This window comes from Massilia sp. MS-15, assembly GCF_020176695.1.
GTDB lineage: Bacteria > Pseudomonadota > Gammaproteobacteria > Burkholderiales > Burkholderiaceae_D > Telluria > Telluria hydrophila.
Genome location: NZ_JAIWIA010000006.1, coordinates 1 through 15,338, shown reverse-complemented (window position 1 = coordinate 15,338; position 15,338 = coordinate 1). Strand labels below are relative to the sequence as shown.

13 protein-coding genes are annotated in these 15,338 nt (G+C 65.4%); 8 read left to right on the top strand and 5 right to left on the bottom strand.

Features of this window, described 5'->3' with window-relative positions; translation table 11 throughout:
* The 4 genes from LCI23_RS03770 to rpsL form a co-directional block, all read right to left on the bottom strand.
* The coding region (locus LCI23_RS03770; RefSeq protein ID WP_229493619.1) for a GTP-binding protein at window positions 1-288 on the bottom strand (288 nt) is incomplete at its 3' end.
* 87 nt (window positions 289-375) lie between these two features.
* Window positions 376-2,481, bottom strand: coding sequence for an elongation factor G (gene fusA, locus LCI23_RS03765; RefSeq protein ID WP_224944321.1), 2,106 nt, complete (start codon window positions 2,479-2,481; stop codon window positions 376-378).
* A 117-nt stretch (window positions 2,482-2,598) separates the two neighbouring features.
* Window positions 2,599-3,069, bottom strand: a complete 471-nt coding sequence (gene rpsG, locus LCI23_RS03760) for a 30S ribosomal protein S7 (RefSeq protein WP_224944319.1) — start codon at window positions 3,067-3,069, stop codon at window positions 2,599-2,601.
* 148 nt (window positions 3,070-3,217) lie between these two features.
* The gene (gene rpsL, locus LCI23_RS03755) at window positions 3,218-3,604 is read right to left on the bottom strand and encodes a 30S ribosomal protein S12 (protein ID WP_027867278.1); all 387 of its coding nucleotides are present in this window, start codon (window positions 3,602-3,604) and stop codon (window positions 3,218-3,220) included.
* Between the two features lie 371 nt (window positions 3,605-3,975).
* Here rpsL and LCI23_RS03750 point away from each other — a divergent pair, with 371 nt between their 5' ends.
* The 8 genes from LCI23_RS03750 (at window position 3,976) to LCI23_RS03715 (ending at window position 14,185) form a co-directional block, all read left to right on the top strand.
* Window positions 3,976-5,772, top strand: a complete 1,797-nt coding sequence (locus LCI23_RS03750; protein ID WP_224944317.1) for a phosphoethanolamine transferase — start codon at window positions 3,976-3,978, stop codon at window positions 5,770-5,772.
* 189 nt (window positions 5,773-5,961) lie between these two features.
* Complete coding sequence (locus LCI23_RS03745) at window positions 5,962-7,227, top strand: efflux RND transporter periplasmic adaptor subunit (RefSeq protein ID WP_224944312.1); 1,266 nt, start codon at window positions 5,962-5,964, stop codon at window positions 7,225-7,227.
* Window positions 7,228-7,285: 58 nt separating this feature from the next.
* On the top strand, window positions 7,286-8,002 hold the full coding sequence (locus tag LCI23_RS03740) for an ABC transporter ATP-binding protein (protein WP_224944310.1): 717 nt from the start codon (window positions 7,286-7,288) through the stop codon (window positions 8,000-8,002).
* A gap of 13 nt (window positions 8,003-8,015) precedes the next feature.
* Window positions 8,016-9,326 (top strand): ABC transporter permease, encoded by a 1,311-nt coding sequence (locus LCI23_RS03735; protein ID WP_224944307.1) that lies wholly within the window; start codon window positions 8,016-8,018, stop codon window positions 9,324-9,326.
* Window positions 9,327-9,351: 25 nt separating this feature from the next.
* The gene (locus LCI23_RS03730; RefSeq protein WP_224944305.1) at window positions 9,352-10,584 is read left to right on the top strand and encodes an ABC transporter permease; all 1,233 of its coding nucleotides are present in this window, start codon (window positions 9,352-9,354) and stop codon (window positions 10,582-10,584) included.
* A 64-nt stretch (window positions 10,585-10,648) separates the two neighbouring features.
* Entirely contained in the window at window positions 10,649-11,980 is a 1,332-nt protein-coding gene (locus LCI23_RS03725) for a sigma-54 dependent transcriptional regulator (protein ID WP_224944303.1), read from the top strand.
* Window positions 11,977-13,347, top strand: coding sequence for a PAS domain-containing sensor histidine kinase (locus tag LCI23_RS03720; RefSeq protein WP_224944301.1), 1,371 nt, complete (start codon window positions 11,977-11,979; stop codon window positions 13,345-13,347). Before LCI23_RS03725 ends, LCI23_RS03720 begins: the two co-directional genes overlap by 4 nt.
* A 61-nt stretch (window positions 13,348-13,408) precedes the next feature.
* Window positions 13,409-14,185 carry a spermidine synthase gene (locus LCI23_RS03715; protein WP_224944299.1) on the top strand — a complete coding sequence of 259 codons (777 nt, stop codon included), beginning with the start codon at window positions 13,409-13,411 and terminating at the stop codon, window positions 14,183-14,185.
* Window positions 14,186-14,202: 17 nt separating this feature from the next.
* Here LCI23_RS03715 and LCI23_RS03710 read toward each other — a convergent pair.
* A partial coding sequence (locus LCI23_RS03710) for a M48 family metallopeptidase (protein ID WP_224944296.1) occupies window positions 14,203-15,338 on the bottom strand: 1,136 nt, incomplete at its 5' end.

Sequence of the window (15,338 nt, the reverse complement as noted above, 5' to 3'; positions counted from 1 at the left end):
GGCACCGGTAATCATGTTCTTGATGTAGTCGGCGTGGCCTGGGCAGTCAACGTGCGCGTAGTGACGGTTTTCGGTTTCGTACTCGACGTGCGCGGTGTTGATGGTGATGCCGCGTGCTTTTTCTTCCGGAGCCGCGTCGATCTGGTCGTAGGCCTTGGCTTCGCCGCCGAACTTCTTCGACAGAACGGTTGCGATTGCAGCCGTCAGGGTGGTTTTGCCGTGGTCAACGTGACCGATGGTGCCGACGTTGACGTGCGGCTTGGTCCGTTCGAATTTACCTTTTGCCATTTCCTATCTTCCTTTAAAAGAAACGATTTATTTGTTTTAGCTTGTTTGGAGACGGGCTCCACGATGGAACCCGTTCCCGGTTTTTTATTACTTGGCTTTCGCGGTCACGATAGCGTCGATCACGTGCTTCGGCGCTTCCGAATAGTGCTTGAACTCCATCGTGTAGGTTGCACGGCCCTGGGTCGCCGAACGCAGCGAGGTCGAGTAACCGAACATTTCCGACAGCGGGACTTCGGCCTTGATGATCTTGCCGCCGCCGCCCGGGATTTCGTCCATGCCCTGCACCATGCCGCGGCGGGACGACAGGTCGCCCATCACCGAACCAGCGTAGTCTTCCGGCGTTTCCACTTCCACGGCCATCATCGGCTCGAGGATGACCGGGTTCGCCTTGCGGCAGCCGTCCTTGAACGCCATCGAGCCCGCCATGCGGAACGCGTTTTCGTTCGAGTCGACGTCGTGGTACGAACCGAAGGTCAGGGTGACTTTCACGTCAACCACCGGGTAGCCAGCCAGCACGCCGCTGGTCAGGGTCTCGCGCACACCCTTCTCGACTGCCGGGATGTATTCGCGCGGAACCACGCCGCCCTTGATGGCGTCGACGAATTCGAAGCCCTTGCCCGGCTCCTGCGGCTCGATGGTCAGGACAGCGTGACCGTACTGGCCGCGGCCGCCCGACTGCTTGACGAACTTGCCTTCGACGTCGGTGACTGCCTTGCGGATGGTTTCGCGGTAGGCAACCTGCGGCTTGCCGACGGTTGCTTCCACGTTGAACTCACGCTTCATGCGGTCAACGATAATTTCCAGGTGCAGCTCGCCCATACCACCGATGATGGTCTGGCCCGATTCTTCGTCGGTACGCACGCGGAACGACGGGTCTTCCTGAGCCAGACGGTTCAGTGCCAGGCCCATCTTTTCCTGGTCAGCCTTGGTCTTCGGCTCGACTGCCTGCTGGATGACCGGCTCCGGGAACACCATCTTTTCGAGGATGATCGGTGCCGACGGATCGCACAGGGTCTCGCCGGTGGTGGCTTCCTTCAGGCCGACCGCAGCGGCGATGTCGCCTGCGCGGACTTCCTTGATCTCTTCACGCTGGTTCGCGTGCATCTGCAGGATACGGCCGACGCGTTCCTTCTTGCCCTTGATCGGGTTGTAGACGGTATCGCCCGAATTGATGACGCCCGAGTACACGCGGAAGAAGATCAGCTGGCCGACGAACGGGTCGGTCATGATCTTGAATGCCAGCGCAGCGAATTTCTCGCTGTCGTCGGCCTTGCGGGTGACCGGCTGGTCGTCTTCGTCCGTACCACCGACCGGCGGGATGTCCACTGGCGACGGCAGGTATTCGATGACCGCGTCCAGCATTGCCTGCACGCCCTTGTTCTTGAATGCGGTACCGCACATCATCGGGACGATTTCGCCCGCGATGGTGCGCTGGCGCAGCGCCTTCTTGATCTCGGCTTCCGACAGTTCGCCCTCTTCGAGGTACTTGTTCATCAGCTCTTCCGACGCTTCAGCGGCGGTTTCGACCAGCTTCTCGCGCCACTCGTTGCAGGTGTCGACCAGTTCGGCCGGCACGTCGACGTAGTCGAACTTCATGCCCTGCGAAGCGTCGTCCCACAGGATGGCCTTCATCTTGACCAGGTCGACCACGCCCTTGAAGTTGTCTTCGGCGCCGATAGGCACTTGCAGCGGGATCGGGTTGGCCTTCAGGCGGGCGCGCATCTGCTCGTACACCTTGAAGAAGTTGGCACCGGTACGGTCCATCTTGTTGACGAATGCCAGACGCGGGACCTTGTACTTGTTAGCCTGACGCCACACGGTTTCCGACTGCGGCTGCACGCCGCCGACCGCGCAGTAGACCATGCAGGCGCCGTCCAGCACGCGCATCGAACGTTCCACCTCGATGGTGAAGTCGACGTGGCCCGGGGTATCGATGATGTTGAAGCGGTGCGGCTCGAAGTTGTTGGCCATACCCTTCCAGAAGCAGGTCGTCGCTGCCGAGGTAATGGTAATACCGCGCTCTTGCTCCTGCTCCATCCAGTCCATGGTGGCGGCGCCGTCGTGCACCTCACCGATCTTGTGGTTCACACCCGTGTAGAACAGGATGCGCTCGGTGGTCGTGGTCTTGCCGGCGTCGATGTGAGCGGAAATACCGATATTGCGGTAGCGCTCAATGGGGGTAGTGCGTGCCATAATTTTTCCTAAATCTTTGAATGGACAAAACCGGACGGCATTTTGACGATCAAAACGCGCCCGGCCTGAACAACAGATACTGCAGGCCGCACGCCCCGAAGGGGTTTGGCCATTTGCTTAGAAGCGGAAGTGCGAGAACGCCTTGTTCGCTTCTGCCATGCGGTGCACTTCGTCACGGCGCTTCATTGCGCCACCGCGCATTTCAGCCGCTTCCATCAGTTCACCACCCAGGCGTTGCGGCATGGATTTTTCGCTGCGCTTGTTTGCGGCTTCGCGCAACCAACGCATGGACAGCGCCATACGACGAACCGGACGAACTTCCACTGGCACCTGGTAGTTGGCGCCGCCGACACGGCGGGATTTCACCTCGACCATCGGCTTGCAGTTGTTGATCGCGGTCGTGAACACTTCCAGCGGGTCCTTGCCCGATTTGGTCTGGATGTATTCGAACGCACCGTAGATGATGTTTTCAGCGACCGATTTTTTACCGGACAGCATCAGAACGTTGACGAACTTGGCGACATCGGTGTTGCCGAATTTTGGATCCGGCAGAATCTCGCGCTTGGGTACTTCACGACGACGTGGCATTTCAATTCCTTCCTATCTTCAGTTGAGTGCGGCATCCGCACTCGCGAAAGACCCTCATGGCCTTTCACTTACTCGGCCTTCCGGCCGGCTCAACTTAACTTTTTAATGTGGCCTGTATGTGACAGGGTCCGCAGAATTACGCGAAGAATTACTTCTTGGCGCCGGCCTTGGCGCGCTTGGCACCGTACTTCGAGCGAGCCTGCTTACGGTCTTTCACGCCCTGGGTATCCAGTGCGCCGCGGACCATGTGGTAACGCACACCCGGCAAGTCTTTCACACGGCCGCCGCGGATCAGGACGACGCTGTGCTCTTGCAGGTTGTGGCCTTCACCGCCGATGTACGAAATGACTTCGAAACCGTTGGTCAGGCGCACCTTGGCGACCTTACGCAGTGCCGAGTTCGGCTTCTTCGGGGTCGTGGTGTAGACACGGGTGCACACGCCGCGCTTCTGCGGGCAGTTTTCCAGTGCCGGGGACTTGCTCTTCACAACCGCGGCTTCACGCGGCTTGCGAATCAGTTGATTGATGGTTGGCATCGTTCAAAAATCCAACAAAATTACTACGTTGATGACCCGGGCAGGATATTGCGTGTTGCCCGGGGACTGAAACCTAGTCCCGACATTCACTGGACAGCGGAGGCGACGAAAGCCACTCGCCAAAGGAGCGGCTGCGAATGCGTATACGGTGTGCAGAATAAATTCGAGAACTCGCGAGTATAGACCCGATAGTCAAGTGGGTCAACCGCTTTGCCGGCCGGCCAGGCCGCTTGCGAAAGTAAACCGGGGTTTACCGTGATGGATGTGGCAAGCCTGCGACAACGCCCTGTCCTGGCTTGCAAGCAGGATAGTGCGTTTCCCATTATAAAGACGGGATAATAGCCGATTTCGCCCTCTCCCCGCCCCGACCGATGTCCCGTCCCCTGCCGCTCCCGCTGCGCCCCACCCTGCTCTATCTGCTGCTGAGCTATGCGCTGCTGTCCGCCATGCCCTTCGCCGGCCGGCTGCTGGATGCGCAGGAACAGGCGGACAGTCCATGGCAGCTGCTGGGCGCCGGCCTGTTCGCCTGGATCGCGGCCTGGGCCCTGGGCAAGCGTCCGGCCTGGTTCCACTGGGCCCTGCTGCCCGCCTTCCTGGCACTGCCGGTCGAGCTCTATCTGCTTGTCTATTATGGCCAGGGCATCTCGACCCACCACCTCGGCATCATCGCCGAAACCAGTCCCAGCGAGGCGCTGGAGTTCCTGGGCGGGAAAGCCTGGCTGCTGGGCGCGGTGCTGCTCGCGGTACTGCTGTGGTTCGGCTCGACCTGGGCGGTGGCCTGGCGCACCCGCGCCCTGGACTGGAACGACCGCTCGCGCTGGGCCGTGCTGGGGGTGCTCGGCGCCTGCGCGGCGGTGCTGGCCTACGGGCAGGCATTCGGCTACGTCCAATCGCAGGGCAAGCGCGCCGCCGTGCCCGTTGGCGCCATGGCGGGCAGCTGGCCGACCCTTCCCGCCTGGGCCAGGCCGCCGTTCGACCTCGATCTATTCGCCCATTCCTGGCCCTTCGGCCTGGCCGCGCGCGGCCTCGACTTCTATAAAGAGCGGGTCTACCTCGCGCAACTGAAGCGGCGCAGCGCCGACTTCCGCTTCGGTGCGCGGCAGGCCGGGGACGAACACGCGCCGCAGCTAGTCGTGGTGGTACTCGGCGAATCCTCGCGCTTCGACCGCTGGAGCCTGAACGGCTATGGGCGCCAGACCAATCCCCTGCTGGCGCGCGAAGAGAACCTGGTGATGCTGAAGGACGTGATCACACCGGTGTCGGCCACCCGCCTGTCGGTCCCGGTGATCATCTCGCGCAAACCCGCGATGCAAAGCCTGAAGGATGGCTTCTCGGAGAAATCCTTCCTGTCCGCCTTCAGGGAAGCCGGCTTCAAGACCTTCTGGATCTCGAACCAGGTCTCGTTCGGCAAGTTCGACACGCCGGTGTCGGTGTTTGCGCAGGAGGCGGACGAGGTCCAGTTCCTGAACCTGGGCGACACCTCGGGCGCCTCGAACCACGATGCGGTGCTGCTCGAACCGCTGCGGCGCGCCGTCGCCGACCCGGCGCAAAAGGTGCTGGTGGTGCTGCACACGCTGGGCAGCCACTGGAACTATGCCCACCGCTATCCGCAGGAATTCGACCGCTGGCTGCCCTCGCTGCGCGCGCTCGACAAGCCCGACTACACCAATCCGCGCATCGAGCCGGAGATGAACAACAGCTACGACAGTGCGATCCTGTACACCGACTGGTTCCTGTCGAACGTGATCGGCGTGCTCAAGGAGAGCGGCTTGCCGGCCTCGATGCTGTACGTGGCCGACCACGGCCAGACCCTGTACGACAAGTCGTGCAAGATCGCCTTCCACGGCCATAACACCCAGTACGAATTCCACGTGCCGGCCTTCGTCTGGTACTCGCGCAGCTATGGCGAGCGCTTTCCCGGCAAGATCGCGCAGCTGCAGCGCCACCGCGGCGCCAGACTCTCGACCGAGAACATGTTCCATACCGTGCTCGACATGGCCGACATCCGCTATCCGGACGAGCGGCTTGCCTGGAGCTTCGTAAGCCCGGCCTTCCAGCGCCACAAGCGCTACGTCGACAGCTACGGCTGGACCGACTACGACGACGCGAAGATGCGCGGCGACTGCCGCGAGGTGATCGCGAACGGCAAGCCGCTCAAGCGCCACTGAGGCTGGCGCGCGGCCGGGCGGCACATTCCAGGCAGTCCCACCACTGTCCGCGCACAGTGTCCGAATTCGTATTGACGGACACCCCGGACACCGGACACGGCGGCGACTCTCCACGGAAAATCAAGTACTTGCCCTACTGGCACGGATCCTGCATTGACAGCTGCATTCACGTTGTCAACCAGAAAAGCCATGATCCGCGATACCTCCCACCAAGATGCCGTCATCACCCCGGCCCCGGTCCACCAGCTCAAGCGCCGTGCCCTGTGGGTGGGTGGCGCCATCGCCATCCTCGCTGCCAGCGCCGCCGTGTTCGGCGCCTGGACCAGCAGCGAACATTCGGTCAAGGAAGCGCGCCTGCGCATCGGCGAGGTCACGCGCGGCACCCTGGTGCGCGACGCCTCGGTGAATGGCCGTATCGTGGCCGCCATCAGCCCCACCCTGTATTCCACCGCCCCGTCCACCGTCAACCTGAAGGTTGCCGCCGGCGACACCGTCAAACGCGGTGATGTCCTCGCCGTGCTGGAGTCGCCCGACCTCACCGATGAACTCAAGCGCGAGACCTCGAGCTACGAGCAGCTCAAGGCCGAGGTGGCGCGCCAGCAGATCCTGGCGCGCAAGCAGAAGCTGCTGGCGCAGAAGGAAGCCGACACCGCCGAGATCGACCGCCTGTCGGCCCAGCGCACCCTGGAACGCTACGAGAGCGTGGCGCAGGTCGGCATCATCGCCAAGATCGACTACCAGAAGGCCAAGGATGCGCTGAACTCGGCCGAGATCCGCGCGCGCCACGCGTCCCAGGCCGCGGGCCTGGAAAGCGACGACGTGCAGCTGGCCCTGAAGACCAAGATCAACGAACTGGAACGCCAGCGCCTGTCGCTGGCCAACGCCCAGCGCCGCGTGGACGAGTTGACCGTGCGCGCGCCGGTGGACGGTTTCATCGGCACCCTGAACGTGCAGAACCGCATGGTGGTGGCCGCCAATGCGCCGCTGATGACCCTAGTCGACCTGTCCAAGCTCGAAGTCGAGGTCGAGGTGCCGGAGACCTACGTGGCCGATATCGGCCTGGGCATGAATGCCGAGATCACCCTGCCCTCGGGTACGGCGACCGGCAAGCTGTCCGCGCTGTCGCCGGAAGTGGTCAAGAACCAGGTGCTGGCGCGCATCCGCTTCGACGGCGAGCAGCCCAGGGGCCTGCGCCAGAGCCAGCGCGTGAGCGCGCGCCTGCTGATCGAGGAAAGGCCGAACGTCCTGATGCTGCCGCGCGGCCCCTTCGTCGAAAGCGAGGGCGGACGCCATGCCTACGTGGTGCAGGACGGGATCGCCGTGCGCACCCCGATCCAGATCGGCGCCACCAGCATTTCGGCCGTCGAGATCCTGTCCGGCCTGAAGCAGGGAGACAAGGTGGTGGTCTCCGGCACCGACACCTTCAACAATGCCGCCCGCGTCACGATCAACTGAGTCAACCGAGTCAACCGAGCCGTCCCTGAACAAGACCAACACAAACTAGGAGCATCCCATGCTGCGCATGACCAACCTGAGCAAGGTGTACCGCACCCACATGATCGAGACCCACGCGCTGCGCGGCTTCGAGATCGACGTCAAGCAGGGCGAGTTCGTTACCGTCACCGGCCCGTCCGGCTCCGGCAAGACCAGCTTCCTGAACATCGCCGGCCTGCTGGAGGAATTCACCTCGGGCGAGTACATCCTGGACGGCATCAACGTCAAGGGACTGGACGACAGCGCCCGCTCGCGCCTGCGCAACGAGAAGCTGGGCTTCATCTTCCAGGGTTTCAACCTGATCCCCGACCTGAACCTGTTCGACAACGTCGACGTGCCGCTGCGCTACCGCGGCTTCAACAAGACCGAGCGCAAGGAGCGCATCGAGGACGCCCTCGGCAAGGTCGGCCTGGCTTCGCGCATGAAGCACTACCCGGCCGAGCTGTCCGGCGGCCAGCAGCAGCGCGTCGCGATCGCGCGCGCGCTGGCCGGTTCGCCCAAGCTGCTGCTGGCCGACGAACCGACCGGCAACCTCGACACCCAGATGGCGCGCGGCGTGATGGAGCTGCTGGAAGAGATCAACGCGGCCGGCACCACCATCCTGATGGTGACCCACGATCCGGAACTGGCCGTGCGCACCCACCGCAACGTGCACATCATCGACGGCCAGGTCTCGGACCTGGTGCGCAAGGGCCCGACCCTGGTCGACGCCAAGGCAGCCGCGGTGTCGGCATAAGGAGGGAGGCGCCATGTTCTCCTATTACTTCAAGCTCGGCGTGCGCAGCCTGCGCCGCAACCCGGCCCTGACCGCGCTGATGGTGCTGACCCTGGCCATCGGCGTGGCTGCCAGCGTCTCCACGCTCACCATCCTGCACATGATGTCGGGCGACCCGATCCCCGAGAAGAGCGAGCGCCTGTTCGTGCCGCACGTGGACAACGGCCCGGTCGAGGGCTGGTCCCCGAGCGACGGCCCGAACGACGACCAGCTGGGCTACATCGACGCCGCCAACTTCCTCAAGAGCGGCCAGGGCGAGCGTCGCACCGCGATGTACGGGGTGTTCCAGCCGATCGAACCTCCGCGCGCCGACATGCCGGCCTTTACCGCTTCCGGCCTGGCGCCCACGCGCGATTTCTTCACCATGTTCAAGGTGCCCTTCCTGCATGGCCAGGCCTGGACGGAAGGCGACGATGCGCGCGGCGCCGATGTCGTGGTGCTGGGCCGCGCGGTGGCCGAGAAGCTGTTCGGCGAGGCCAATCCGGTTGGCCGCCAGATCCGCATCGGCGGCTTTCCTTACACCGTGGTCGGCGTGCTCGACGCCTGGAACCCGCTGCCGCACTACTACCGCCTGATCGGCGGCAGCCGCTTCGGCAACCCGGAAGAGTTCTTCATTCCTTTCTCCACCGCGCTGCGCCACGAGATGGGCCATAACGGCAGCATGAATTGCAGCGCCAGCCGCGAACCGGGTTTCGCCAACCTGCTTGCCTCGGAATGCACCTGGCTCCAGTTCTGGTTCGAGACCCGCTCGGCCGGCGACCGCGCCGAGCTGCAGTCCTGGCTCGACAACTATGCGAGCGAGCAGCGCAAGCTGGGCCGCCTGAAGCGCAATGCACCGAACAAGCTATACAACGTGATGGAGTGGATGGAGCACATGAAAGTGGTCGGCAACGACAGCAAGCTGTCGGCCTGGCTGGCCTTCGGCTTCCTGATCCTGTGCCTGGTCAACACCGTCGGCCTGCTGCTGGCGAAGTTCTCGGTGCGCGCCTCCGAGATCGGCGTGCGGCGCGCGCTCGGCGCCTCGCGCCGCGACGTGTTCAAGCAGTTCCTGATCGAGACCGGCGTGGTCGGACTGGTCGGCGGCGTGCTCGGGCTGGCGCTGTCCTTCGGCGCGCTGGCGCTGATCGGCATGCAGAGCAAGGGCATGGCGGCGGTCGCGCGCATGGACTGGCAGATGCTGATGCTGACCTTCATCATGTCCGTCACCGCCGCCATCCTCGCCGGCCTGCTGCCGACCTGGCGCGCCTGCCAGGTGACCCCGGCCATCCAGCTGAAATCGCAGTGACAACCAGACAAGGAAAGACACCATCATGGAAATCAAGCCCATCCTGTCCGCGCTGATGCGCAACAAGACCGGTCCGATCCTGGTTGCGCTCCAGGTCGCGCTGAGCCTGGCGATCCTGGCCAATGCCCTGCACGTCGTCAACGAACGCCGCGCGGTGGCGGCGCGCCCGACCGGCCTGCTCGATGAAGCGGCCACCTTCTACTTCAACGTGCGCAACCTGAACAGCGACGGCCCCGAGCAGATGCTCGCCACCATCAAGCGCGAGACCGAGGTGCTGCGCGCGGTGCCGGGCGTGGTGTCGGTGGCCCAGGTGACGCAGATGCCGATCTCCGGCAGCGGCAGCACCAACAGCGTCGCGCTCGACCGGCGCCAGGAGCGCGAGAGCGCGCTGGCCTCGGTGTACATCTCCGGCGATTCGCTGGTCAAGACCCTGGGCCTGCGCCTGGTGGAAGGACGCGACTTCCAGCCGCAGGAACTGGTCGACGTCAACGAGAACGCCAGCCGCGACCTGCCCAAGCAGCTGATCATCACCAAGCCACTGGCCGACAAGCTGTGGCCGAACGGTTCGGCGATCGGCAAGACGCTGTACTTCGGCACCGGCGAGGAAGCCCAGGGCGCGCAGATCGTCGGCGTGGTCGAGCGCCTGCAGTCGGCCCACGGCGACGTCGGCGAGCGCGGCGAGTGGTCGGCCCTGGTGCCGGCGCGCCTGTACGGCAATCCCGGTTCCCTGTACGCCATCCGCGCCGAAGCGGGCCAGCGCGACCGCGTGATGAAGGAAGCGGAAGCGGCGCTGCGCAAGTCCTCGGCCACGCCGATGATCCTGGAGGCCAAGACGGTCGAGGAAGACCGCCAGAAGCGCTACCGCGGCGACGTCGCGCTGGCCTGGATGCTGATCACGGTCAGCGTGCTGCTGCTCCTGATCACCTGTTCCGGCATCGTCGGCATGGCCAGCCTGTGGGTCACCCAGCGCCGCAAGCAGATCGGCGTGCGGCGTGCGCTCGGCGCGCGCAAGCTCGACATCCTGCGCTACTTCATCGTGGAAAACGTGATGATCACCAGCGCCGGCGTGTTCGGTGGCGTCGTGCTGGGCCTCGGGCTGAACCACCTCCTGGTAACCAGGCTCGAGATGGCGCGCCTGCCGGCGCCCTACCTGGTCGGCGGCGCGCTCGTGTTCTGGGCGCTCGGCATCCTGGCGGCCTATGGCCCGGCCTGGCGTGCGGCCAGCATCTCGCCGGCGACGGCCACGCGCAGCGCATGATGGCTCACCTGAGGCGTGCCAGAGTATTAACTTTGGGCAACCGACCAGTGCTACACTTGCCGTCATGCCTACCGTATTGATCATCGACGACAACGCCGCGGTCGCGATCGCGCTCGAGGTCCTGTTCTCCCTGCACGACATCGCCTCGCTGCGCGCGGCGTCGCCGGAGGAAGGACTGGCCATCCTCGGGCGCGAGGCGGTCGACCTGGTCATCCAGGACATGAACTTCACGGCCGATACGACTTCCGGCGAGGAAGGCGTGGCGCTGTTTCGCGAGATCCGCCGGCGTTATCCGGACCTGCCGGTGATCCTGCTCACCGCCTGGACCCACCTGGACGCCGCGGTGGAACTGATCAAGGCCGGCGCCGCCGATTACCTGTCCAAGCCCTGGGACGACGAGCGCCTGCTCACCACGGTGAGCAACCTGATCGAACTGGGCCAGGCCAACCGCGCCCTGAACCAGCGCCTGCAGCGCGAGCGCAAGGCCAAGCGCGAGCTGGAACAGAACTTCGACCTGCGCGGCCTGGTGTGGCAGGACCCGGCCACCGAACGCGTCCTGAACCTGGCCTGCCAGGTGGCGCGCGCCGACGTGCCGGTGCTCATCACCGGTCCGAACGGCACCGGCAAGGAGCGCATCGCCGAGATCATCCAGGCCAACTCGCAGGTGGCCGATGGCCCCTTCGTGGTGCTGAACTGCGGCGCCCTGCCCTCGGAACTGATCGAGGCCGAGCTGTTCGGCGCCGATGCCGGTGCCTACACCGGTGCCTCGAAGGCGCGCGAAGGCAAGTTCGAGGCGGCCGACGGCGGCACCCTGTTCCTCGACGAGATCGGCAACCTGCCGCTGGCCGGCCAGATGAAACTGCTGCGCGTGCTGGAAACAGGACGCTTCGAACGCCTCGGCTCGAACCGCGAACGGCAGGTGAAGGTGCGGGTGATCAGCGCCACGAATGCCGATCTCGGCGCCATGATCCGCGCCGGAAGCTTCCGCGAAGACCTGTTCTACCGCCTGAACGTGATCGAGCTGCGCCTGCCGCCCTTGGCTGCGCGTCCTGGCGACATCCTGCCGCTGGCCCTGTCCTTCCTGCGCGGGAAGACCCTGCACCCATCGGCGCAAGCCGCGCTGCAGGCGCACGGCTGGCCCGGCAACGTGCGCGAACTGAAGAACGTGATGGCGCGCGCCAGCCTGCTGGCGCAGGGTGATGTCATCAAGGCGGCCGACCTCGGCCTGCCGGTGGCGGCGACACCGGCGCAGGAGACGGAACCCGACCGCGAGGCGATCGTGCAGGCGCTGGCGCGCGCCGGCGGCGTGGTGTCCCAGGCCTCCGCCGAGCTGGGCCTGTCGCGCCAGGCCCTGTACCGGCGCATGGAACGGCTCGGCATCGCCAGGCCGGCATGAACAAGGACGGGCGCAGGGGCGTTCGCCTCTCGCTGGTCACGCGCTGGTCGGCGCTGGTCGGCACCCTGCTGGCGCTCGGCATGCTGGTCGCGCTCGGGCTGGACCACCTGTTCCCCGGGCATCCGGTGCTGGTCTTCGTGGCCTGCCTGGCGGCGATCGTCCCGATCGCCATCATCACCATCCGTTCCCAAATCCAGCCCATCCTGTCGCTGTTCCGCGCCCTCGAAGGCACGGTCGCGAGCTACCGCGACGGCGACTTTTCCTTCAGCCTGCACTGGCCGCAGAACGACGAGCTGGCCGACCTGATCGCCGCCCACAACGCCCTCGGCCAGGTGCTGCGCGAACAGCGCCTGGGCCTGGTCCAGCGCGAACTGCTGCTCGACACCATGGTGCAGAACACGCCGGTGGCGATGCTGCTGGTAACCGACTTCGCCAGCGCCGGCACCCAGGCCGGCACCATCGTGTACGCCAACCTGGCGGCGCGCCAGCTGCTGTCGGAAGGGCGCAAGCTGGAAGGCCACGCGTTGGACACCATCCTGGACGGCGCGGCCCCGGCCCTGAAGGAAGCGCTGGCGCGCGGCGGCGACGGCCTGTTCACGGCCGGCGAATCGGAAGAGGAAGAGGTCTACCACCTGGCCAGGAGCAGTTTTACCCTGAACGGCCGGCGCCACGAACTGCTGCTGCTGCGCCACCTGACCACCGAACTGCGGCGCCAGGAAGTGCAGACCTGGAAAAAGGTGATCCGCGTGATCAGCCATGAACTGAACAATTCGCTGGCGCCGCTGGCCTCGCTCGCGCATTCCGGCGCCGAGCTGGTGCGGCGCGGCCAGACCGAGCGCCTGCCGCAGATCCTGCAGACCATCGGCGAGCGCACCCGCCATTTGGAGAGCTTCATCCTCGGCTACGCGCGCTTCGCCAAGCTGCCCGCCCCGCGCCTGGCGGCGGTGCCGTGGCAGGTCTTCGTGGACCGGCTGGCGGACCAGGTGGCCTTCCGCCTGCTGGGCGAACTACCGCAGGAACCTGCCTGGATCGACGCCGCCCAGATGGAGCAGGCCCTGCTCAACCTGCTCAAGAACGCCCATGAATCGGACTCGCGCCCGGACGCGGTGGCGCTGCAGGTGCGCCGGATGCAGGAGGCGGTACGCATCGACGTGCTCGACCGCGGCAGCGGCATGAGCGAGACGGTACTTACCAATGCCCTGGTGCCCTTCTACTCCACCAAGCGCAGCGGCACCGGCCTGGGCCTGGCGCTGGCGCGCGAGATCGCCGAGGCGCATGGGGGGCGCATCATGCTGTCGAACCGGGACGGGGGCGGACTGGCCGTGACGCTGATCCTGCCGGCGCCGCCGGCCGCGCCGGGGGTGTGAGCCGGGAGGCAAGCAGCACGGGCGGTACGGTATGATCGCGGCTTACTCCCGTGTTGCCGCCATGCCGCCTTCCTACGCCCGCATCGATCCCCGTTTCGCCCAGCCCGGCCACCCGCCCGCCACCATCGACGAATTCGACGGGGTGCGCTTCCTGCACCTCGGCACCTCCTGGGTGCAGGGCGCAATGCGCCTGTCGAAGCCGGACGCCATCGAACTCGAATATGTCCAGATGATGATGATGTGGACCCTGTTCCAGCACGCGCCGCGCCGCATCGTCCAGCTGGGGCTGGGCAGCGCCGCGCTCACCAAGTTCTGCTACCGGCGCTTCCCCCAGGCCCGGATAGCGGCCGCCGAGCTCAATCCGAACGTGATCGCGATCTGCCGCGCCCTGTTCGGCCTGCCCGAGAACGACGCCCGGCTCGACGTGCGCGAGATGAACGCGCTCGACTTCGTGCTCGATGCCGCCAACCACGGCCAGGTCGACGTGCTGCAGGTCGACCTGTACGACCACGATGCGCGCGGCCCGGTGCTCGATTCGCCCGAGTTCTACCAGGGTTGCTACGACTGCCTGAGCACGGACGGGATCATGACCGCCAACGTGTTCGGCCAGATCGACAGCTACGACAAGAACCTGCTCGCCATGCAGCAGGTATTCGACGCCGTGGTCTGGCTGCCCGAAGTGCACGACGCGAACATCGTCGTGCTCGCTTTCAGGCATGCGCCCCAGCTGGACTTCTCGACACTGTACGAACGCGCAGGCGAGATCCGGCGCCACCTCAACCTGCCGGCCAAACAATGGGTGGACGGGCTGAAGGAGTGGATGCGCGACCACGCCTGAGGCGCCATGCCTGCCGCTCAGCCGCGGCTGGCACTGGACGCAGATGCCGGTTCCGGCACCTCCTCCACCTCCGTGGACGCGCCCTCGCCGGCATCGCCGGCCTCATCACCGTCCTCGTGTTCTCCCTCGTCGTCGACCAGCGTCGTGTCCATGGCATCGGCCTGCTGGCCGTCTTCTCCGGCGCTTTCCTCCAGCTCGCCGCTATCGAGCTCGCGCGATAGCTGTTCGAGGGTGGCGGCGTCCGCCCCGAATGCCTGCTCGAGCGCCGACTTCTGCATCTGCGCCTGGATGGCGGGCAGCGCGGCTGCCGCCAGGATGCCGATGATGAAGAAGGCCATCACGGCGCCGGCCACCCCACCGCCGGCCACGCGCGGCATGAAGAAGGCGAGGATCTTGGCGCCGAGGTGGCGGCGCGGCTGCGTCACTTCCTGGCCGGAGGCCAGCGCGCGTACGGCCGCCATGCGCTTGACCAGCCAGGGATAATCGGCCACCAGCTCATGGAAGGACATCCAGAAGCCATTGCTGCTGTGCGACTGGGCGATGAAGGCGGTCTTGTTCAGGTCGCGCCAGCGGCGGCTGCCGGCGGCCAGCACTGCCAGTCCCTGCTCGGCGCTCGCCGGGTCGCCGCAGGCCGCCAGCCCATGGCGGTCGCAGGTGTATTCGCGCGCGCGCGCATAGGCCGCGCCGACCAGGGGCAGCAAGGTGGCCGGCAGCAGCACCCGGCCCCAGGTCAGGTGACGGCGCTTGATGTGTCCCAGCTCATGGCCGATGTAGAAGTTCAGCGCGTCCGGGTTGTCGGCCAGCCCGTCCACCACATCGGTGTACAGCACCAGGAAGTCGCGGCCCAGGAAGCGGGTGGCGAAGGCGTTCAGGGCGCCGCCCATCTGCAGGACGTAGGCCTGCGGCTCGACCTCGATGTTCAGGCGCGCGCAGCACTGCGCGATCTGGCGCTTGAGGTCGGGGAACTGCTCCTCGGTGATGCGCACGCCCGTGCCCTTGATGTAGGAAATGAAGGCCGACTGCACGAAGCAGTACACCACGAAGAACATCAGCATGTACAGCAGCGCCAGGCCGAGCGTGCCGATAACCAGCACCGTCCAGAACACCACCGAATACACCATCATGATCGTAAACAGGGTTTTCTCGTTCTTGT

Bases quoted from the DNA above. Each gene is read 5' to 3' on its own strand.
- LCI23_RS03720 (WP_224944301.1), top strand. From the start codon at position 11,977: ATGAACAAGGACGGGCGCAGGGGCGTTCGCCTCTCGCTGGTCACGCGC.
- LCI23_RS03715 (WP_224944299.1), top strand. From the start codon at position 13,409: ATGCCGCCTTCCTACGCCCGCATCGATCCCCGTTTCGCCCAGCCCGGC.
- LCI23_RS03750 (WP_224944317.1), top strand. From the start codon at position 3,976: ATGTCCCGTCCCCTGCCGCTCCCGCTGCGCCCCACCCTGCTCTATCTG.
- fusA (WP_224944321.1), bottom strand. From the start codon at position 2,481: ATGGCACGCACTACCCCCATTGAGCGCTACCGCAATATCGGTATTTCC.
- rpsG (WP_224944319.1), bottom strand. From the start codon at position 3,069: ATGCCACGTCGTCGTGAAGTACCCAAGCGCGAGATTCTGCCGGATCCA.
- LCI23_RS03725 (WP_224944303.1), top strand. From the start codon at position 10,649: ATGCCTACCGTATTGATCATCGACGACAACGCCGCGGTCGCGATCGCG.
- rpsL (WP_027867278.1), bottom strand. From the start codon at position 3,604: ATGCCAACCATCAATCAACTGATTCGCAAGCCGCGTGAAGCCGCGGTT.
- LCI23_RS03730 (WP_224944305.1), top strand. From the start codon at position 9,352: ATGGAAATCAAGCCCATCCTGTCCGCGCTGATGCGCAACAAGACCGGT.
- LCI23_RS03745 (WP_224944312.1), top strand. From the start codon at position 5,962: ATGATCCGCGATACCTCCCACCAAGATGCCGTCATCACCCCGGCCCCG.
- LCI23_RS03735 (WP_224944307.1), top strand. From the start codon at position 8,016: ATGTTCTCCTATTACTTCAAGCTCGGCGTGCGCAGCCTGCGCCGCAAC.
- LCI23_RS03740 (WP_224944310.1), top strand. From the start codon at position 7,286: ATGCTGCGCATGACCAACCTGAGCAAGGTGTACCGCACCCACATGATC.